The organism is Roseovarius albus (assembly GCF_900172335.1).
Classification (GTDB): Bacteria; Pseudomonadota; Alphaproteobacteria; order Rhodobacterales; family Rhodobacteraceae; genus Roseovarius; species Roseovarius albus.
This window is the reverse complement of record NZ_FWFX01000006.1, coordinates 146,306-166,566: the sequence shown is the minus strand read 5'-3', so window position 1 is coordinate 166,566 and position 20,261 is coordinate 146,306. Positions and strand designations below refer to the sequence as shown.

Sequence of the window (20,261 nt, the reverse complement as noted above, 5' to 3'; positions counted from 1 at the left end):
TTTGAGCCAATAAGTATCAAATCAAAATTACTCTTTTCTAGGATACCAAATCATGAATGCATCTTCTTCCCGCCGCTCTGGCGGTCGCTCCGCCCGTCGTGCTAGCCGTGCGGCACCTCTTTCAGATGAAATGCGCCCTATTCGCCCCGGTTTGGAAGGTGGTCGATACAAAGCGCTCACTCAGGACCAAATCGAAAAAATTCACAATGCTGCACTTGAAGCTCTGGAAACCATCGGTCTTGCCGATGCCCCAGAAAGTGGTGTCAAATATCTGACTGATGCTGGCGCAATCTTGGGAGACGATGGGCGTATTCGCTTTCCTCGCGCTGTTGTCGAAGATGCGATCGCGAAATCAAACAAGCAGATCACTCTGTATAGCCGGGATGGCAAAAATGATCTGGACCTCTCTGGTACGCGTGTTCACTATGGGACAGCCGGTGCTGCCGTGAGCATGGTTGATATCGAAGGCAAAGAATACCACCACAGCACTTTACAAGACCTGCACGACGCCTGCAGAATCTCTGATGTTCTAGACAACATTCATTTCGTTCAGCGCCCAGTGGTGTGCCGAGATATCGAAGATAACCTAGAAATGGACCTCAACACGATCTACGGAAGCGTGTCAGGCACTACTAAGCACATCGGCACATCGTTCACCGATCCCAGCTACGTCAAAAGTGCGCTGGAAATGTTGCACATGATCGCTGGTGGTGAAGATAAGTGGCGCGAACGTCCCTTTGTCGCGAACTCGAATTGCTTCGTTGTTCCGCCGATGAAGTTCGCAACTGAATCCTGCGAAGTGATGGAAGAGTGCATTCGTGGCGGAATGCCGGTGCTCTTGCTATCGGCGGGTATGGCTGGTGCTACAACACCATCCACGATCGCTGGTGCTGTTGTTCAGGCGACGGCGGAGGTGCTGGGCGGTCTGGTCTATGTCAATGCTGTTTCGCCGGGCCACCCTGCGATCTTTGGAACTTGGCCCTTTGGTCTTGACCTGCGCACCGGTGCCATGACCGGGGCATCGGCCGAACAAGCCTTGCTTAGCTCCGCTTGCGCACAAATGCATCAATTCTACGGCCTGCCCGGCGGCGCTGTTGGTGGTATCTCTGATGCCAAGCTGCCGGACATGCAAGCCGGATACGAGATGATGTGTTCGAACGTTATGGCGGGTCTGTCAGGTCTGAACATGGTGTATGAGGCTGCTGGCATGCATGCGTCTTTGCTTGGCTTCTGCCATGAATCCCTCATCCTTGGTGATGATCTGATTGGCCATGCCATGCGCTGCATCCGTGGTATCGAAGTGAACGACGAAACCTTGGCATTGGATCAAATCCGTGAAGTCTGCATCGGTGGACCCGGCCACTATCTGGGCACAGACCAGACCCTTGCCCGCATGCAGGTGGACTATGTGTACCCCACACTTGGTGACCGAACATCCCCCAAGGAGTGGGCGGAGATAGGCAAGCCAGACCTGATTGAGAAGGCAATCGCGCGCAAAGAAGAAATTCTTGCCACCCGTTCAGCGGCACGGTTTGATCCAATGCTGGATGCACAAATTCGCGAAAAATTCAACATTTACCTTCCCGCGTAAACACCTGTTAATAAATGGATTCGGCGCCCATTGTGGCGCCGTTTCTATTTAGCCTTGTTTCAAATCCTGGCCAAGATACCTTTGTGATTCCCGGCCGGAATCGCACCGTAAACCTGTCTGCGAATTTCTGGCAAACGCGTAGACACGTACGTATCTGATACTTCCGGTGGCGCATGTCGGATCAACACAGACGCTGTTAGAAGTCTCGCCAGATCTTCCACAAACCACCGGGCCTCGACCTCCTCTGGCACGATATCAAACCGCTCCTGATGCCTTGTCAGTGCTATGTCAAAAGTACGGTTCACACCTGTTGCTTTCAACAACTCAGATTTTAGCATTTCACCCGCCAATGGCGTACGCTGCAAGGTTCGCAGAATGTCCAGACAGATGACGTTCCCCGATCCTTCCCAGATCGAGTTTAATGGCGCTTCGCGATACAAAAGCGGCAATCCGGACTCCTCGACATATCCAATGCCACCCAACACCTCCATCACTTCATACACCACCGTGGGGCAGATCTTGTTGTTCAGGAATTTTGCCAAGGCCACGGCGATCCGGGACAAGGCATGCTCCTCCTTGGACACTCCATCAAAAGTTCTGGCCACGTAGAGCCCGAGCGCCAGTGCCCCTTCCCATTCAAGCGTCAAATCGGCCAAAACAGCCTGCAACAGAGGCTGATCAATCAACTGTTTCTGAAAGACACTCCGATGTGATGCCCAATGTTTCGCCTGAACCAGCGCTGCCCGCATCAAACCTGCAGGTGCCAACGCCGTGTCCAGTCGGGTATGATGCACCATCTCAATGATTGTGCGAATGCCTTCCCCTTCATCGCCAAGCCGATAGGCCAAGGCATTTGAATATTCAATCTCAGCCGAGGCATTTGACCGATTGCCAAGCTTATCCTTAAGTCGCTGTAGTTGAATCGAATTGCGTTCCTCGTCCAACCAACGCGGCACCAAAAAGCATGTCAGCCCCTCCGGTGCCTGCGCCAGTGTCAGGAACCCATCAGACATCGGCGCAGAACAAAACCACTTATGCCCACGCAAACGATAAGCCTCTCCGTCTCGCACCGCTTGCGTTGTACATTGGCGCACGTCAGAGCCGCCCTGCTTTTCAGTCATCGCCATGCCCAAAGTGGCTGCGTGCTTACCACCTACATGTTTGATGGAGCGATCATAGGCCCATGATGAGAGTTTTGGTGCCCATTGATCATAGAGCCGCTGGTCCGCGCGCAGGGCTGGGATTGCGGCGTAAGTCATCGTCATCGGACAGCAACTGCCCGGCTCGACCTGACTGTGCAGATAAACCATCGCCGCATGAGTGGCATGGCCACTCGCACGCCCTTCCCAGGCGATACCTGAATACCCGCCTTCCAACCCCAGCTTCATCATCTGATGATAGGCCGGATGATATTTAACCTCATCCAACCGCCGCCCCGCCGCGTCGAACAGCACCAGTTCCGGTGTGTGCTGGTTGGCTGCCCGTCCAACCTCGCGGATCTCCGCGGTACCCAGTGATTTGCCGTGTTTTGACAAATGCACCTGATCTGCCTCTGCCATCGCTGCATAACATTGCAACGCTGGATCAGACGTCCAGAGGCCTATATCCCCAAGCTCAGGCGGCTGATTTCCTACCTCATGAGTTCCCAGTTCCGATCGTGGCGGCAGCTGTGACATGAAAGACTCTCCTATTAACAAAGATTAGCCCGCAATGCGTTTTTCGGCAAAAGGGGGATTCACATCGCGAATCACCTGTGTCATTGTGGACGAACACCGCACGCAGAGGCGGGTTTTGAGGCAGAAACATAATGGCACTCTACAAGCGGCCCGCCTTTGGCGTACTGACATTCTTTCTGATTGCTTTTGGGCTCGGCGCCTACTTCACCTTTGCCGCCGTGCAAGGCGATTATGGCGTGTTTCGCCGTGCGGAAATTGATGCGGAACGCCGTGCCTTGCAGGCACAACTTGATCAGCTCGATACTGAGATTGCCACAATGGAAAATCTGACCAAACGCCTGTCCGATTCCTATCTGGATTTGGACCTTCTGGATCAACAGGCCCGTGATGTGCTTGGCCTGCTACGCGCGGACGAGATCGTCATTCGCTGACCCCTCTCTTCAATTTAACGACACTGACCTGCCGCGGCGGCATTTCCCCCTCGCAACTACAGGCAAAATGTTATATTAAGTAGTTTAAGGCTAAACTATTTATCAAAATTGGGAGACCCGAACGCATGGCCACCCGGAAATCATCCAAAAAATCAAATACTTCCGCAGAGGAGCTGACACAGTTCTATCGCGATATGCTCTTGATCCGTCGATTCGAAGAAAAGGCAGGCCAACTCTATGGAATGGGCCTGATCGGCGGCTTTTGTCACCTGTACATCGGACAAGAGGCCGTTGTAGTCGGCTTGGAGGCTTCGACCAAAGAGGGCGACAAACGCATTACAACCTATCGCGACCACGGCCATATGCTGGCCTGTGGCATGGACGCTAACGGCGTCATGGCCGAACTGACGGGCCGCGAAGGTGGCTATTCGCGCGGCAAAGGTGGCTCGATGCACATGTTCAGCCGAGAAAAGCATTTCTACGGCGGCCACGGCATCGTTGGCGCCAACGTACCTTTGGGTGCGGGTCTGGCCTTCTCAGACAAATACAAAGGCAATGACAACGTCACCTTCACCTATTTTGGGGATGGTGCTGCCAACCAAGGTCAGGTTTACGAGACCTTTAATATGGCCGCCCTATGGGAACTGCCGGTGATTTTCGTGATTGAAAACAACCAATACGCCATGGGCACCTCGCAGAAACGCTCCACCTCTTCCCCCGACATTTATACTCGCGGTCAAGCTTTTGGCATTCCTGGCGAGGCAGTGGATGGCATGGATGTTCTGGCCGTCAAAGAAGCCGGCGAAAAGGCTGTAGCCCACTGCCGCGCAGGCAAAGGTCCTTATATTCTTGAAATCAAGACCTACCGCTACCGCGGTCACTCGATGTCTGACCCCGCCAAATACCGGACGCGTGAAGAGGTTCAGAAAGTGCGTGAAGAAAAAGACGCGATCGAACATGTTCGCGATCTGTTGCTAGATGGCAAACACGCGACCGAGGATGACCTCAAGGCGATCGACAAAGAGATCAAGACCATCGTCAACGCCTCGGCAGACTTTGCCAAGATCAGCCCGGAACCGGCTCCAGAAGAGCTTTGGACAGACATCTACGCCTGAACCGGCCGACAGAGATTGCAGGAGAACAAGAAATGGCAACCGAAATTTTGATGCCCGCCCTGTCGCCCACCATGGAAGAGGGCACATTGGCCAAATGGCTGGTCAAAGAAGGCGACGAAGTGAAAAGCGGCGATATTCTCGCCGAAATTGAAACTGACAAGGCCACGATGGAATTCGAGGCCGTGGATGAAGGCACGATTGGCAAGATCCTCATCGCCGAGGGCTCTGAAGGAGTGAAAGTCAACACTGCGATCGCTGTACTGCTGGAAGAAGGCGAAAGCGCCGACGACATCGCCAGTGCTCCGGCGGCAGCACCCGCAGCAGATGCACCGGCACCCGCTGCAGCAGCCCCAGCAACAGCCTCTGCCGCACCTGCGGCCCCTGCCCCGGACACCAGCCCCGACTGGCCTGAAGGCACTGAAATGCAGAACATGACCGTGCGCGAAGCGCTCAACGCCGCCATGGCCGAGGAAATGCGCAGCGACGACAGTGTCTTTGTCATGGGCGAAGAAGTCGCCGAATACCAAGGCGCATACAAAATCACCCAAGGCCTGCTTGATGAATTTGGCGCAAAACGCGTAATCGATACGCCGATCACCGAACACGGCTTTGCCGGGATCGGCGTTGGCGCCGCTTGGGGTGGGTTGAAACCCATCGTCGAATTCATGACCTGGAACTTCGCCATGCAAGCGATTGACCAGATCATCAACTCAGCCGGTAAAACCAACTACATGTCCGGTGGGCAGTTGGGATGTTCCATCGTGTTCCGCGGCCCCAACGGTGCCGCCGCGCGCGTGGGCGCACAACACAGCCAAGACTATGCCGCATGGTACGCGCAGGTGCCGGGCCTCAAGGTTGTTCAACCCTATTCAGCGGCTGACGCTAAGGGCCTGCTGAAATCGGCCATTCGCGACCCCAACCCGGTGGTGTTTCTGGAAAACGAAATCCTCTATGGTCGCAGTTTTGAAGTGCCCAAGATCGACGATTTCACTATCCCTCTGGGCAAGGCCCGCGTTGCACGCGCCGGCACTGACGTCACAATCGTGACCTTCGGCATTGGCATGACATACGCACTCGACGCCGCCGAGAAATTGGCCGAAGACGGCATCAGCGCCGAAGTCATCGATCTACGCACATTGCGCCCAATAGACTATGACACTGTGATTGCCTCGGTGATGAAAACCAACCGCTGCGTCACTGTTGAAGAAGGCTGGCCTGTCGCCTCCATCGGCAATCATTTGAGCGCCACAATCATGGAACGCGCGTTTGATTATCTCGACGCCCCGGTGATCAACTGTACCGGCAAGGATGTTCCGATGCCCTATGCAGCCAACCTTGAAAAAATGGCGCTCACATCCACGGTCGAAGTTATCGATGCCGTCAAACAAGTCACCTACCGGTAAGGAGAAAGAGCGATGCCCACAGAAATTCTGATGCCCGCCCTGTCCCCCACCATGGAAGAGGGCACATTGGCCAAATGGCTGGTTAACGAGGGTGATACTGTCAGCTCTGGCGATTTGCTGGCCGAAATTGAAACAGACAAGGCCACGATGGAATTCGAAGCCGTTGATGAAGGCACAATCGGCAAAATCCTGGTCGCGGAAGGCTCCGAAGGCGTGAAGGTCAACACCGTCATCGCTGTTCTGCTGGAAGACGGCGAAAGCGCTGATGATATCAGTGCAACACCTGCAGCCGCACCCGAGGCCGCCCCCCCTGCGCCGGTCGCCGCCGACGGCGCACGCATCTTCGCCTCGCCTCTGGCGCGTCGGATCGCGGCGCATAAGGGCCTGGACCTCAACCAGCTATCAGGCTCTGGCCCGCATGGGCGCATCGTCAAAGCTGACGTTGAAGCAGCACAACCGGGCGCAGCGCCCACTGCTGCACCAGCGGCTTCAGCCCCGGCTACACCTTCAGCGGCTCCGGCCGCGGCTGCAGTTTCCGCTGGCCCATCGACGTCTCAGGTCGTCGCCATGTACGAGGGTCGCGAATACGAAGAGGTTTCTCTCGACGGCATGCGCAAAACCATTGCCGCACGCTTGACCGAGGCCAAACAGTCGATCCCGCATTTCTATCTGCGGCGCGACATCAAACTGGACGCCCTGCTCAAGTTCCGCAGCCAGCTCAACAAGCAACTCGAAGGTCGCGGTGTCAAACTCAGCGTTAATGACTTCATCATCAAAGCTTCAGCACTGGCGCTGCAATCCGTGCCCAACGCCAATGCGGTATGGGCCGGTGATCGCATGCTTAAGCTGAAACCTTCTGATGTCGCCGTTGCAGTTGCCATCGAGGGTGGGTTGTTCACGCCCGTGTTGAAAGATGCCGAGATGAAATCGCTCTCGGCTCTCTCAGCCGAGATGAAAGATCTCGCGGCGCGCGCTCGTGATCGCAAACTTGCGCCACACGAGTATCAAGGCGGCAGCTTTGCCATCTCCAACCTCGGCATGTTTGGTATCGACAACTTTGATGCGGTCATCAACCCACCACACGGGGCAATCCTCGCCGTGGGTGCAGGCAAGAAGCAGCCCGTCGTTGGTGATGATGGTGAATTGACCGTAGCGACCGTGATGTCTTGCACGCTCTCCGTGGATCACCGTGTGATCGACGGCGCCTTGGGCGCGGAACTGCTGCAAGCCATCGTCGACAACCTCGAAAACCCGATGGTCATGCTGGCCTAAACGCTACAACAGGATCAAAGGAAAGGCCGCTGTCAGTCAGCGGCCTTTTTGTATGTCTTGAATTTTTTCCCGATTTCTTAACGCAAAATTACGCTACGCCTCACGCCGCATTGCGCCTTTTTAACTATCCTTAGATCAAAAATTTATCTCCGGCCGTCGCATTTTAGCACTGAATTAAATTAAATTTAGGTAATCACATGCCCTCAATCTCATTTGAAACCATCGATACTGTCGTCTTGTGCCGCGCAGTCGGCCTGCTGGGTTTTTCGATTTATGTTATTGGCTTTTTCAGCCTTTGCTCGGGGCGGCTCAATAGCAGTACCCCCGCCTATTCCATGCTTGTTTTTATTGCCTCAAGTTGTGTGATGATCTCGCTCCTAGTCGAATTCAATCTGAGTGCCGCCCTCATTCAACTATTTTACATTGTTATGTCTCTTGGAGGTATTTTCGTTCGCCTTTCAGGCAGGAAGAAATCGCCGAAGCGTCCCGAAAACCCAGTAATTCAAAGCCGAAAAACTGAACATTTTGATCGAGCGGCCTGAAACACACGAATCGCCACCCTGCTTCAGGGCGGCGTTCAAGTCTCCACATCTCATAAATCTGATGCTCAGCGTACACCCAACAACTGATCCATCTCAATCGACGGCTGATCGCATCCCGCCTCGCCAACGATTTTGGCAGGTACACCTGCAACAGTTTTGCAGGGCGGCACTTCTTGCAGCACGACCGACCCCGCCGCGATACGCGAGCAGTTGCCCACCTTTATATTGCCCAGCACCTTGGCCCCGGCCCCAATCAGAACACCGCTGCCAATTTTGGGGTGGCGATCTTCTTCTTCCTTACCGGTCCCGCCCAGTGTGACCGAATGCAGCATCGATACGTTATCGCCAACCACAGCCGTTTCACCGATCACAATCGAGTGTGCATGGTCGATCATGATGCCCTTGCCAATTTTGGCCCCGGGATGAATATCCACACCGAACACCTCGGACGAGCGCATCTGGAAGAAACGCGCCATATCCTGACGGTCATTGTGCCACAGCCAATGCGCCACACGGTAGGCCTGCACCGCCTGAAAACCTTTGAAGTACAGCATCGGCAGAATATAACGATCACACGCCGGGTCGCGATCGTTCACCGCCACGATATCCGCGCGCGCCTCCTGCGAAATCTCAGGGTCCGCGACATGCGCCCAATCACAGATTTCACGCAAAATCTGCTCAGGCATCTCCGGCGAGGCCAATTTCAATGAAATTCGATAAGCCAGCGCCGATTCGATGGTATTGTGGTGCAGAATACTGGAATGCACCAAACCACCCAGCAGCGGCTCGTCAGCAATTGCGGTCTCAGCTTCCTTGGTGATCCGGGTCCAGACCGGATCCACTTCTGAAACATGTGCGCGTGTTTTCACCATTTGCAAGCTCCTTTGGCTCGTGCTTGACTATAACACATAGGGAGCAATGGCAAAATGCAAAGTGGTGATGGGAGATATAAGCAAAATGCATGAATCGGACCTGTCAGAATTCCGCATTTTGATTACAGAACGTCTTGCCGCGCTGGACGCCGAGGATGACCTCGGCGCCGAGGGTCAACAAACGGTTGAACTTGATCAGCAAGCGGTCGGGCGCCTCAGTCGCATGGACGCTTTGCAAAATCAGGCCATGGCGAATGCCAACCACACCCGCCGGCAATCAGAACGCACCCGCCTAAATGCCGCCCTCACCCGCATGGATGAGGATGAGTACGGCTACTGCGACAGCTGTGGTGAAGACATCAACCCAAATCGCCTGCGTCTGGACCCTGCTGCTTTGAAATGTATCGATTGCGCCAAGGGTTAGTCACGCATCAAACACGTATCTGGCAAATACCCCTGCACCATACAGGGCCGAGACCTGTGCCACTTGCAATTCATCCCCTTCGTCAAAGGCATCCGCTATCTGATCAACCGTTGAATAAAGCCATTCAGGTTCATTGGCCATTTCTTCGCGCAATATTTCCCCGGCCCGTACAACACGCACAATATACAGCTCTCGCTCTTCACCCAGTGGAATCTCGGGCGTGTCCCAACGGTCCGCGCCTATCCTGCTGCGCCGCACCCAGCTAAATAGGCGATCCTGTCCTGCAGCACCCTTTAGCTGTAGGTGGACCGGTCGGTAGGGCCGCAATCCGATACCGTCAAACGCCAGCTCGATCTGCTGGTAAGACTCGTCATCAAACGGCCGCCCTGCCGGACCGATCCGATAGAACCGAGACAACCTGCGTTTGGCCTCGGGCAAGTTGATCTGCTGCGGACTGCCATCGAGGCGGACAACAAAAGACCCCTCGGGCCAAGAGTAGCCCTCCGGCCTTTCAGTACCTAATTGCCCGCGCAAGCGCATGCTCAACATGTAGGTTTCAGGCCCAGTCAGACCCGCTGTTTGAAATTGAAACAGCTCCCAGTGATCCGGCTGCCCATCCCCGATCGCGCACAGGTTGGCCCCATTGAGCACCCCTGCCTCACTGACACTTTCTAACTCCCCGTAAAGCATCTTCACCATCAGCCCCGCACCACGATCCATCACGCCAGATGGGGCCCACTCCAAAACGGATTCTGTCACACCAATCGGTGAACGCGCGTTTGCAACGGTATTCAAACGATAGTCCGCGTCAAAGTCAGATGAATAAAGCGAAGCCGCGCCGGGCCAAGGATCCGCCGCAACTGCTAGGTAAGGCGCATGCGGCACCTCCTCTCCGGATAGCAGCGGCAAATCCATGAAAAACGGGGATATGGGCGATGGTGGCACATACGAGCCCACATTCGCCACTTCCTCCACAAACTCCACGGGGCGATAGCTTTCGGGGTCTATCCGTACCCCATCCAATTGCTGTATGCCGCCGCGTTCTTCAACGCGGTCAATCCGATACAGCCCCTGACCACCATCTTCTGGCAGGGCCACGACATCTCCGGCCCCCACCCCCAGATCGGAAGGCGGCAGGCTGAATTGCACTGTATCCGTGTTTAGCTGCGCCTCAGATAACCAACGCTCAACCGTTTGCCGCCCTTCCGCCCGCGTCATCGACAGTGGAAACTCCGATGCCGATACAACAGGATTGGGATCATCCGACAGAATGGCTTCTTCCGCGACCACCTCAAAATCACCGTCGGCCTCGATAAACCGCAGTCGCACTCGGCCTGACAGTTCCGCGGCGCTGCCCCGGGTATATTCTAGGGGGCCCTTTTCCTTTGGATCCCGGACAACCGTTTCCGGGTCAATCATATGATCCGCTACACCATCGCGCATGCGAAATTGAAGTGTTCCATCCCGCTCAATCGCGTCAAACCCATAGCGCAGCATCAAGGGCTGCAGTGCTGCCCGCGCCTCGCCCACGTCGTCCACCTGATACCCGCGCACCATGCCATGAAGCTTGGAAGTATCGACATGGGCCGCCCCCGCCTCCTCAGCGATCTCATCCACAACCGAGGCCAACCGACGCGAGGCCGCCCGACCTGAGATCCAATGCCCCCGACCATAGTTTCCCCCATCACTCCATAGCTTGCGATTATTTGGAAAAAACGGATAGGGCCGCGTATCATAGGCCCAAACATAGGCGTGATCCATATCCACCATCGGCCCTTCGTACAGATCAGAAACCGGGTTGTGCTCAGCGCGTCCCCAATAGCCGTTTATCGCCCGCAGGTACTGCATCTGTATCGTTTCATCCCGCCGTCCATCAGAAAAGTAAGGCAAGCGCGATTCCGAAGACTTCTGATCCAGAAACTTGTTTGGCTGATTGGTGCCTTTATCCACCGCAGCACAGCCATATTCGGTAAATCGTATTGGTTTCGAGCCCGGCACCCAATCCGTGGGCAGCTCAGAGCGCACGCCTCCTACTCGCTCATGGTGCACATTCTCCCAAAATCCGCGCATATCCTTATAGCGCCAAATCCACGGCTCATTATGCTCTGCGTCTGTGATCGGCGTCCTGATCTGCGCCGCGCGCGCCTCATCCGAGGCATAATACCAATCATACCCTTCGCCACCTTCAACATTGGATTGCAAATACCCAAGATCATACGCCGTTTCCCAATGGACATCCGCGTGATCCTGACCATCCCGCCAATCTGACAGCGGCATGTAATTGTCGATCCCAATGAAATCGATGTTCTCATCAGCCCACAGTGGATCGAGGTTAAAAAACCGATCCCCGGAGCCATCCTGCGGTTGATAGCCGAAATACTCCGACCAATCCGCCGCATAGCTGATCTTGGTTTCCGGCCCCAGCAATATGCGCACCTCTGCCGCCAGATCCCGCAATTCCTGCACCGCTGGAAAGCTATTTCCGGTGCCCCGAATTTGCGTCAACCCGCGCATCTCGGACCCGATACAAAAACTCTCCACTCCGCCAGCGGCCTTGCACAGGGCCGCCTGATGCAAAATGAACCGCCGGAACCCCCATTCATTCGGGCCACTGTAGATGACCGGGCTCAATTTCGCGTTCCAGTTCAGATTGATCAGACTGGACAGGCCGCTGCTGCCCACTGTCGCCGTGCCATTGGTCGAAAAATGACTGGCCCGCGCAGTTCCAAAAAACGCAGCCACTTCGGCATCTGCCCCACTCGTCCCATCTGGGCTCCCGGCCCGCCCTGAGGCTTCACTCAATGTGATGCGCCCTCGCCACGGCAACGCAGGCTGCGTGTCTGCATCGCTATAGGGGTCAGACAGCGTATTGCCGTCCTTCTGATCCATCAAAATAAACGGGTAATACATCACCTCTTTGTTCTTTAGCTTCAGTTTTTTGATCGCTTGGATCACAGCCCTGTCAGAAGGTGTCCCTCCATAAAGGGGCTTGTTATCCGATCCTCGAACCACCCGCTGTGCATTACTTCGTAAAACACCAGACACATGCCAGGGCATATTCGCCCCATCAAAGGTATTTTGCTCCACTTTCGGTCGGATGTCACAACGGTCACAACGCAGATCGTCCCCAAACCAACTCACCACTATCGAAACAGCCTTGCAGGCCGGCAACTCACCCTCCAGCGCGGCAATGGCAGTGTTCATGTCACTTCTGCCAGATCGTGAATTCGCATTCACCACCTTGCCTGACCCCGGCCCGTGCCGGAGTGTAATCTGTGCCGTTGCCAGAGAATACTCCCCCGTGCCCGGCAGTAGCGCCACGCCCCTCACCGCCTGCGGTGGGTCCAGCTCGGCCCCCGGCTGCCCCTCTTGCGGCGGCCGTATCACCTCAAATGAAAACTGCGGCACACGGTTCCCAAACTGATCCAATTGCAGGTTTTCAATCACAACATAAGCCGTACCGCGATAGGCCGGGACCGTGCCCGTCCCTTCAATCGCTTCGATCTTGGGATCGGGCAATTGATCACGCGTGCCAAAATACACCCGCATATCCAATTTATCGCGGGTCAGTTCATTGCCATCGGCCCAGACCCGGCCCACCTGACTGATCTCCCCTTCGCACAAGGCAATCGCCAGACTGATCGAATATTTGTATTCGCGCACTGTGGGTTCCGGCGGCGTGGCTGGCCGTCCGCCACCTTTGCCGCCACCACTACTGCCGCCACCACCTCCAGACACAATGACTCGCTCGCGAAACTCCGTGGCCCAGATCACCTGACCTGAAACCCGCATACGACCGTAGATCTTGGCAACCGCATCGCCCTCACCCGATCCGGTCAGGCGCAACCGGCGGACACGCCCGGTTTCAACAACCTCTGATCCCCGTCCCATCGTACGTTGATCAATGGAACGCCCGATCATCGCCCCTGCAAAACGCCCTAACGCCGCGGTCGATAGCCCCAAGACAGTTCCACCGATTTGGCTGCCAATTGCACCCCCCACTGCTGATAAGACAACTGTCGCCATTACACTTTCTCCTCAGGAAATCTAAATCGAGCCGCGATCCGCCGTTGCCACGGCGTACTCAGCGGGCTCTCCACCACCGCATGATCTGAATAGGCATGGATGAAACTGGCCTGCGGCCCCACACACCCAACGATGCCAAGATGTTTGGCCACCGCCCCATCGCGCATCCGAAACAACAACACATCCCCGGGCTGTTCATCATTTAGATGAACCCGCTGCAAATGCCGCTCGGCCGCACGCCACAGCACCTCATCACGCGACGGCTCCGCCCAATCCATCGAATAGGCGGGCACCGCTTCCGGTTCCACTCCACGAACCTCACGCCAGACCCCGCGCAGCAAGCCCAGACAGTCCGTGCCCGCCCCTTTGGTCGAGGTCTGATGCCGATAGGGCGTGCCAATCCAGCCCCGCGCCGCCTGCACCACCTGCTCTCCGATCCCGTTCATCGCCGACGGCTCTTTCCATTCAACCGCCCCGCGCGGGTTGGGTCCGTAACAGACCAATCGTCCCCCGGAATATCCGGGAACCCTTGGAAATTCAGGTAGTTGTCGAACTTTTTCCGACAGGTTTCACTACGCTTGTCGCATCCCGCAATCAGTCGCAACAAATCCCCAGGCCTAATCTCGGCCCGCAAGGGGTGCCACAGCTCAATCAACCGCCCCTTGGCATCTTCACTGTCCCGTTTGATCAAACCGCTCAGCCCCTCGGCCTTGCCGGACAGAACACGCAGAACACCGAATTGAAACCATTCTGCGGCATAACCCTCAAGCGCGGCAAACCGAAAGGCACGGCGCTCTTCAACACCCTCCACCGCGCATTCAGCGAAATACGCTGGCGTCTCCAGATCAAATCCGCAAGCCCGATCCCCCAGTACCGCGCCACAGGGCCTTTGATAAATCCGCCCGTAGGGCTGGTTGAGCACATCCGTCAACCCACGCAATTCCGCCTCAAAGGCCCCACCTTGGCGGCGCATCTCGCCAATCAGCCCGCGAAACTGCAACTGCCGCTCTTCAACGTTTTGCCAGTTGACCAGCCAGGCCTGCACTTCTGCTCCGTCATAACGTCCCGCTTCGATATCGTCCTCGCGGATGGCGGCATCACTCAATGCCCCCATCGCTTCGGTGTTATCCACCGACAGGCCCGTGCTTTGCTGTAAGGCCAGCGCACTCAACCCTGTATCTGCACGAAACGTGACCCCCTCAAACTCCAAAGGTAAATCGTGATCGGTAAACCCCATCACTTCGCCATCTCTTCGCACCAGCACCCAACACCGGCAGGTCGTCGTAACCGTCGTCTGCAGATGCGCCTTAAGACCCTCATTGAACTCACTCATACCCGGATCTCCACCACGGGAATGCTCGGAACCTCACCTGCCTGAAAGCTGGCAACGCTGGTCTGGATCCGATCCGTATCGAACCGCACTGGTACATCAAATTCAAATCCAGCGGTGATCATGATCCCGTCATTCGGCGGATGTGCAAAGGTTACCACGCCGGCGCTTGTATCCACTTCATAATGGATGCCATCCTGCTGTTCGACATCCCCAAGGCCAATTCTCACTGTGCCCAATACCGGCTTCACGATCGGCCGCTGATAGGTGATCTCGCCTGATCGATATGTCTTGATCAGCGGGAACACTGTCGTCACATCATCGCCGCGCGCGATTTCCAAGTCATCATAGGCAGGTATTTCTGCCGCCCGGCTGGTTTTGAAATCCGTCCAGTCCTTCCACCGAAATCCATGGATTTGCCCCTGCCGCGCTTCAAAAAATGCGATTACCGTCTCAATGTCATCCAATGAACGCATCGCCAGCCCCGCATCATAACGCCTGCGCGAATGTGCCCAGGGTGTGTTGCGCTCCTCAAACCCGTTGGCCAACGTCACAATATCAGTGTGCCGCTCCGGCCCCCCCAGCGAGCCGAAACTCAGACTGGCCGGAAATCTCACTTCATGAAATTTCATCTCTCAAATCCTCTCTGATCAGCGGTTGCGATTGCCGCGCCCAATCGCCCGGCCCAGTTGCGCGGCAATCTGCACCTTAGAGCGGCGAAACCCCTCCACATCCGGCGTGTTGATGTTCATGGTGATGTTCACCGGTGCAGCGTCCCCGTTACTGCGCACCCCAAGTTTACCATCGGCCCCTCTGCTCAGAGGCATGATCGCTTCGGGTCCAGCTTCGCCCATCAGCCCGGTCTCCCCTCCACGCATCGGAAAGGATACCGGCCCGCTGACCACCCCTCCCTCGGCAAAGGGCCGCACACGGCCTTGGGAAAAACTGCCCCCCTTAGCAAAGGGCAACAAATTTCCAACCAATCCGCCAATACCTTCCGAAATCAGGCCACCCACATGATTGGTCACCGGCCGCACCGCCGCGTTAAAGGCGCTATTGACCATCGACTGGCCAATCTTGTCCAAAGACTGCGACAGGCTATCGCCGTTCACAATCGCCCCACGCATGGCATTGCTCAGCCCTCGGCTCATGCCACGCTCAAGCGTCTGCACATCAGAACCCACTTCAGCAAAGGCAGCTCTGACCCGCGACAGCTCGGCATTAAACACGCCTGCCATTTCGGCAGCGCCGCCCAGACCGTCCTCCAGCTCTGCCGCCTGCAGATCCAGATCCTCCAACCCATCCCCGTCAATCATCTTTCACCTCCTCAGCATCTGGATACCGCTGCGACAACGCATCCAATCCCGCCCGCCGCAGCGGCATGGCCCCTGACCCGGCCCCCAGCATCAGTTGAAATTCTGCAGGCGTCAGCGCCCAGAACTCTGCCGGTTTCAACCCGAGCCCGCGCAACCCCGTCTGCAACAAGACTGGCCAGTCAAATCCGCCCATTATCCCACCTCAGGCAAGGCAAAGGCCCGAGCCAGCAACGCTGCCGACACCTTGGTCGCCTGCATCGGGCCACCTTCTATCTCAGCTGATAACAAATCCGCAGCACGTCCCTGCCAGCCACCACCGCGCAACCCGGCCACAATCAAAGCCAACACATCACGCGTAGAAAATGCCCCCTGCTCGAACCGCTCGACCAAGGCCACAAGACTGTCGCTTTCTAATCCAGCCTCCAGGTCCGCCAACGCCCCCAGCGTGAGCTTGAGCACATGACGCTGCCCGTCAATGACCAACGCCACCTCGCCCGCCCAGGGATTGCCATCCACTTCCATGCTCATATTGCCGTAAAGTTCAGCCACCCGGCCGAGTCCAGCGACAACTCGTAAGTCGCCTCGCCATCATGGGCGCCGCTATATTCAATTGCCGTCACTTGAAACGGCCCCTCGATGATGCCAAAATCCGGGATCACCACCTGAAAGTCCGGCGTATCCCCATCGAAAAAGATCTGCCGCGCCCGTTCATCACTGGCCTCGTCGCGAAACACGCCAGACCCGCTAATTGACGCCGATTTCACCCCGGCCCCCGACAGCAGCTCGCGCCACCCCCCCTGGCTCTCAAGGCTGGTCACATCAATACTCTCGGCATTGAAACTCACCCGCGTCGCCCGTAGGCCCGCCACGGTCTGAAAACTGCCATCCCCCGTCAGGTCAATCTTGACCAGCAGGTCTTTACCGTTTTGAACTGCCATTTATCGTCTCCATTTCATGAAATCTTGTGCACATCAGACGGCATCATCGACACGCGCCCGAAAAATCAAATCGATCCGCCGCAGCGCTCCGCCATCCTCACGGCGCGCCCGTGCCCGCCAGAAATGCAATCCCGTCAGATGACCCCGGCTCAGGCTCAACTCTGCCTCGTTCAACCGATCGCTGATCGCCGCCGCCACTTGTTTGGCCTGATGAAATCCCGGCGCTTGCGTCACCACCGACACGGTTATACGATGCCAGCCCCCGGCCCCTGTGCTGTCACACCGCCCGCGCACTTCTTCCGGGCCAAGTGTCACGTATGTTTCCGGCAACTCCCCAGTGGGGACCTCGTCATAGATCGCGGTGCCGACCATTGCCGCAAGGTTCAAATCTGTGCTCAGATAGCCATAAATCGCCTCCTGTAAAGCCGCTGCAATGCCATAGCTCATAGCCCACCCTCCTCTTGCACATGGCAGGTCAGAAACCGGCCATGAACGTCGCGTTCGTAGACAGCCTCAATAGCAAACACGCGGGTCCCATCGCGAAACCGCTGCCCAGCCACAGGCCGCGCCGGCGTTCCCACCGGGGCTGCCCGTACCACGATGCGAAACCCGCTTTGCGTCAGATTTGTCGCCGTTCCACCAACCTCGCGCCCGCTCCGCGCCGATACGTCGGCCCAAAGCGTCCCGACAGCGGCCCAGCTCTCTGAATATCCGCCCGCCCCGTCGGCCACCCTCTCGGGTGCCTCCAGCACCAGCTTGCGATTGAGATGCACCCGTTTCATCGCGCCGCCCCTCCGGCAAACAGCCGCACGGTGCGATAGCGCTCGATCAGGCTGGTCACCCCAAAGGGCATGCAGCCTCCGCCAAGCGCCGTCTCGTCGCGATACTCATAGTAATGCGCCGCCAGCAGCAGAACTGCCTGCGCCAGATCCGCCGGTAGATCGCCCCACGTGGGTCCATAACCCGCCGTCAGTACCACCTCCGCCACACCTCCTTCGGGGATCATTGGCAAAAGCGTTCCTCTGGGCCGCAAGATCGGGCGCTGCATATCCGCCTCCAGCAGATAGAGCGCTGGATCAATCACCTCTTCTTCATCGGTCTGACTGCGCAGCTTCAGCGCCGTCACCGCGCTCACCGGTGCGATTGGCAGGGCCTGTCCGGCCTGATCGCGCCACCGCGTCACCGTCCATGAAAACCCTCTCGCAATCAGCGCCTTGCCGGTCCGCGCTTCAATTGCGGCCAAGGCCGCCCGCAGAAAGCTTTCCAGTACCGCATCCTGTAGTGTGTCATCATCAAACCCAGTTCCCAATCGCAAATGCGCTTTGAATTCCGCCAGTGGCAGCGCGGCCTGGGACACCGCAGTTTCTTCGATCAACATCATGGAATTGCTCCACATTTTACGGATCCCTCTTGCGTTCAGACGCGCGGTCCCAGCGTTGCTCGATCAGAGAGGAGCAGCTGGACAACGCCTGCCTGGCCCGCGCGCCCGGGTGGGGCCACGCAGGACCCCACCCCATTCACCCCCCTTACGAAGTGGCGAATTTCAGCAGTTTGATTGCGGCAAAGTCACTGACATCCCCGCCCACGCGCTTGGTGGCGTAGAACAGAACATGCGGCTTGGCGCTGAATGGATCGCGTAGCACCCGCAGGTCCGGGCGTTCGGCCACGGTGTAACCTGCCGAGAAGTCACCAAAAGCAATCGCCATCGCATCCGCCGCCATATCCGGCATGTCCTCGGCAATCAGCACCGGATAGCCCATTAGGCGCGCAGGCTCCCCCGCCGCCAGACCATCAGACCATAGGAACCGGCCATCGGCATCCCTTAGCTTGCGCACCGCGCCCGCCGTTTTTGAATTCATCACAAAAGTGCCATTCGCCCGGTATTGCGCGCCAAGCGCATAGACCAGATCGACAATTGCATCGGATCCATTGAAATCACCCGCCGCACCGGTCGGCACATAGCCCAGATTGCCCCAGCTCCAGCTGTCATTGTCCACACTCGGATGATCCAGCATCCCCTTGGGCTTATCGACACCATCACCGGCGATAAACGCCCCTGCCTCGGCCCGGGCAAACTTGTCGGCAATCCGCCCCGCCAGCCATCCCTCAACATCAAAGGCGCCGTCATCCAACAAGCGCTGGCTCGCCTTCGGCAAGGCGCTTAACTCGTGTAATGGAATGGCAATCCGATCAATCGTTGGCGTTGCCCCCTCGCTCACCGACCCGGTTTCTGTGGCCCAGCCATGGCCTACGTCCGTATGATCAACCAGCACGTCATAAGACGTCGCTTCGACCTGCACCACATTGGCGATCGCCCGGATCGACGCGGTCGAAGATAGCACCGATCGAATGGTCTCGGATGTCTGCGGATCTACCAGATAACCACCATCGCCTGCCACAGCCGTGTTCAGCGCCTTACCTTCCAGCTCCAACCCGCGCAACGCATCATCGTCACCACTGCGCAGATAGGCATCAAAGGCCTTCGCATGCGGCGCATCGCCGTCAGCTGTACGCGCCAATACCGGACGCATCTGCGCCATTGATTTCCGTTCCAATCGTGTCATTTTTTCTTCCTGCTGCTGAAGTCGCTTCATAAGATCGGCTCGAAAGCCCCTGAAATCGCTTGCGAAACCCGCCACTGCGGTCTTCACCTCGGTCACCGAAGACAGATCTTCCCCGGTCCGAGAATTCACCTCGGTTCTGCTCATCGCTTTTCCTGTTCTGGTCGTTTCTGGTTGTGTTCTGGCGCGCCTACCGCGCCATCTCCTGACGCGCGGCCTCAAACCCCGCCGCCAATTCCTGCATGGCCTGCTCCATCGGAATGTCCGCTCCCTTGGCTGTTACCCGCGCGCTGGGCAGCATCGGAAAGGTCACCAGCGACACCTCCCATAGCTCCAGTTCCTGCAAGAGACGTGCTCCCTTGTCATCCTTCACCGCCTTGACGGTGCGATAGCCAATGCTCAGCCCGTCAATTGCCCGTGCCGCAATCAATGCCGCCGCCTCGCGCGCCTTGGCCACATTTTCCAACAAGCGCCCTTTGACATATAGCCCCTTGGCATCCTCGCGCACCTCATCCCACACCCCAATCGGTTGGGCCGGGTCGTGCTGCCACAGCATCTTCACCTGCCGCCCCTCGGCGCGCAACCGCTCCAATGACCCCGCATAGGCCCCCGGCTGCACAATATCGCCGCCCCGGTCCCGGTCATCAAACCGGCTGGCATAACCTTCGATCAGCGTGCCATCGGTCACGTTCAAGACCCCATCCATCTGGCAGAACTTATGTTCCAGCCCCCAATCTATCGTCATTCCCAACATCCTCTCTCAA

At 57.0% G+C, this 20,261-nt stretch carries 22 protein-coding genes; 7 read left to right on the top strand and 15 right to left on the bottom strand.

Translation table 11 applies throughout. The features are described 5' to 3' along the window. The first annotated feature begins 52 nt into the window (after positions 1-52). Positions 53-1,591 (top strand): trimethylamine methyltransferase family protein, encoded by a 1,539-nt coding sequence (locus tag ROA7450_RS11125; protein ID WP_085805791.1) that lies wholly within the window; start codon positions 53-55, stop codon positions 1,589-1,591. 59 nt (positions 1,592-1,650) lie between these two features. Here ROA7450_RS11125 and ROA7450_RS11120 read toward each other — a convergent pair whose 3' ends face one another. Further along, positions 1,651-3,267 (bottom strand): acyl-CoA dehydrogenase family protein, encoded by a 1,617-nt coding sequence (locus ROA7450_RS11120; RefSeq protein ID WP_085805790.1) that lies wholly within the window; start codon positions 3,265-3,267, stop codon positions 1,651-1,653. Between the two features lie 131 nt (positions 3,268-3,398). Between ROA7450_RS11120 and ROA7450_RS11115 the strand changes: the two genes are divergently transcribed. The 5 genes from ROA7450_RS11115 to ROA7450_RS11095 all read left to right on the top strand — a co-directional run bounded on the left by ROA7450_RS11115 (position 3,399) and on the right by ROA7450_RS11095 (position 8,030). After that, positions 3,399-3,698: an FtsB family cell division protein gene (locus ROA7450_RS11115; RefSeq protein ID WP_085805789.1), complete on the top strand. Its 300-nt coding sequence runs from the start codon at positions 3,399-3,401 to the stop codon at positions 3,696-3,698. Between the two features lie 125 nt (positions 3,699-3,823). Then, positions 3,824-4,813: a pyruvate dehydrogenase (acetyl-transferring) E1 component subunit alpha gene (gene pdhA, locus ROA7450_RS11110; RefSeq protein ID WP_085805788.1), complete on the top strand. Its 990-nt coding sequence runs from the start codon at positions 3,824-3,826 to the stop codon at positions 4,811-4,813. Positions 4,814-4,845: 32 nt separating this feature from the next. Further along, positions 4,846-6,216 carry a pyruvate dehydrogenase complex E1 component subunit beta gene (locus tag ROA7450_RS11105; RefSeq protein WP_085805787.1) on the top strand — a complete coding sequence of 457 codons (1,371 nt, stop codon included), beginning with the start codon at positions 4,846-4,848 and terminating at the stop codon, positions 6,214-6,216. 12 nt (positions 6,217-6,228) lie between these two features. Beyond that, complete coding sequence (locus ROA7450_RS11100; RefSeq protein ID WP_085805786.1) at positions 6,229-7,488, top strand: 2-oxo acid dehydrogenase subunit E2; 1,260 nt, start codon at positions 6,229-6,231, stop codon at positions 7,486-7,488. Positions 7,489-7,685: 197 nt separating this feature from the next. Continuing rightward, entirely contained in the window at positions 7,686-8,030 is a 345-nt protein-coding gene (locus tag ROA7450_RS11095) for a CBU_0592 family membrane protein (protein ID WP_085805785.1), read from the top strand. Positions 8,031-8,095: 65 nt separating this feature from the next. Here the strand turns inward: ROA7450_RS11095 and cysE are convergent, their stop codons facing one another. Next, complete coding sequence (cysE, locus tag ROA7450_RS11090; protein WP_085805784.1) at positions 8,096-8,902, bottom strand: serine O-acetyltransferase; 807 nt, start codon at positions 8,900-8,902, stop codon at positions 8,096-8,098. A 46-nt stretch (positions 8,903-8,948) separates the two neighbouring features. On the opposite strand from cysE, the gene ROA7450_RS11085 reads away from it, so the two are divergent. Beyond that, positions 8,949-9,326 (top strand): TraR/DksA family transcriptional regulator, encoded by a 378-nt coding sequence (locus tag ROA7450_RS11085; RefSeq protein ID WP_234999499.1) that lies wholly within the window; start codon positions 8,949-8,951, stop codon positions 9,324-9,326. Here ROA7450_RS11085 and ROA7450_RS11080 read toward each other — a convergent pair whose 3' ends face one another. From ROA7450_RS11080 to ROA7450_RS11020, 13 genes are all read right to left on the bottom strand, one after another. Next, complete coding sequence (locus tag ROA7450_RS11080; RefSeq protein ID WP_085805783.1) at positions 9,327-13,352, bottom strand: baseplate multidomain protein megatron; 4,026 nt, start codon at positions 13,350-13,352, stop codon at positions 9,327-9,329. Then, a complete protein-coding gene (locus tag ROA7450_RS11075) occupies positions 13,352-13,798 on the bottom strand; it encodes an NlpC/P60 family protein (RefSeq protein ID WP_085805782.1) in 447 nt (148 codons plus the stop codon). Before ROA7450_RS11075 ends, ROA7450_RS11080 begins: the two co-directional genes overlap by 1 nt. After that, positions 13,795-14,685, bottom strand: a complete 891-nt coding sequence (locus tag ROA7450_RS11070) for a phage/gene transfer agent baseplate hub protein (RefSeq protein WP_085805781.1) — start codon at positions 14,683-14,685, stop codon at positions 13,795-13,797. Before ROA7450_RS11070 ends, ROA7450_RS11075 begins: the two co-directional genes overlap by 4 nt. After that, on the bottom strand, positions 14,682-15,314 hold the full coding sequence (locus ROA7450_RS11065) for a DUF2460 domain-containing protein (RefSeq protein ID WP_085805780.1): 633 nt from the start codon (positions 15,312-15,314) through the stop codon (positions 14,682-14,684). Before ROA7450_RS11065 ends, ROA7450_RS11070 begins: the two co-directional genes overlap by 4 nt. Positions 15,315-15,332: 18 nt before the next feature. Next, positions 15,333-15,998 (bottom strand): RcGTA-type gene transfer agent tail tape measure protein, encoded by a 666-nt coding sequence (locus ROA7450_RS11060; RefSeq protein ID WP_085805779.1) that lies wholly within the window; start codon positions 15,996-15,998, stop codon positions 15,333-15,335. Continuing rightward, positions 15,991-16,191 (bottom strand): rcc01693 family protein, encoded by a 201-nt coding sequence (locus ROA7450_RS11055; RefSeq protein WP_085805778.1) that lies wholly within the window; start codon positions 16,189-16,191, stop codon positions 15,991-15,993. The genes ROA7450_RS11060 and ROA7450_RS11055 overlap by 8 nt, the downstream gene beginning before the upstream one ends. Further along, positions 16,191-16,520: a gene transfer agent family protein gene (locus tag ROA7450_RS11050; RefSeq protein ID WP_143534434.1), complete on the bottom strand. Its 330-nt coding sequence runs from the start codon at positions 16,518-16,520 to the stop codon at positions 16,191-16,193. Before ROA7450_RS11050 ends, ROA7450_RS11055 begins: the two co-directional genes overlap by 1 nt. Before the next feature lie 2 nt (positions 16,521-16,522). Beyond that, entirely contained in the window at positions 16,523-16,936 is a 414-nt protein-coding gene (locus ROA7450_RS11045) for a phage major tail protein, TP901-1 family (protein WP_085805776.1), read from the bottom strand. 33 nt (positions 16,937-16,969) lie between these two features. After that, on the bottom strand, positions 16,970-17,383 hold the full coding sequence (locus ROA7450_RS11040) for a DUF3168 domain-containing protein (RefSeq protein WP_085805775.1): 414 nt from the start codon (positions 17,381-17,383) through the stop codon (positions 16,970-16,972). Then, positions 17,380-17,718 (bottom strand): head-tail adaptor protein, encoded by a 339-nt coding sequence (locus ROA7450_RS11035; protein ID WP_085805774.1) that lies wholly within the window; start codon positions 17,716-17,718, stop codon positions 17,380-17,382. Before ROA7450_RS11035 ends, ROA7450_RS11040 begins: the two co-directional genes overlap by 4 nt. Then, complete coding sequence (locus tag ROA7450_RS11030) at positions 17,715-18,317, bottom strand: head-tail connector protein (protein ID WP_085805773.1); 603 nt, start codon at positions 18,315-18,317, stop codon at positions 17,715-17,717. Before ROA7450_RS11030 ends, ROA7450_RS11035 begins: the two co-directional genes overlap by 4 nt. 145 nt (positions 18,318-18,462) lie before the next feature. Next, positions 18,463-19,644, bottom strand: a complete 1,182-nt coding sequence (locus ROA7450_RS11025) for a phage major capsid protein (protein ID WP_085805772.1) — start codon at positions 19,642-19,644, stop codon at positions 18,463-18,465. Positions 19,645-19,687: 43 nt separating this feature from the next. Next, complete coding sequence (locus ROA7450_RS11020; protein ID WP_085805953.1) at positions 19,688-20,242, bottom strand: HK97 family phage prohead protease; 555 nt, start codon at positions 20,240-20,242, stop codon at positions 19,688-19,690. Between the last annotated feature and the right edge of the window lie 19 nt (positions 20,243-20,261).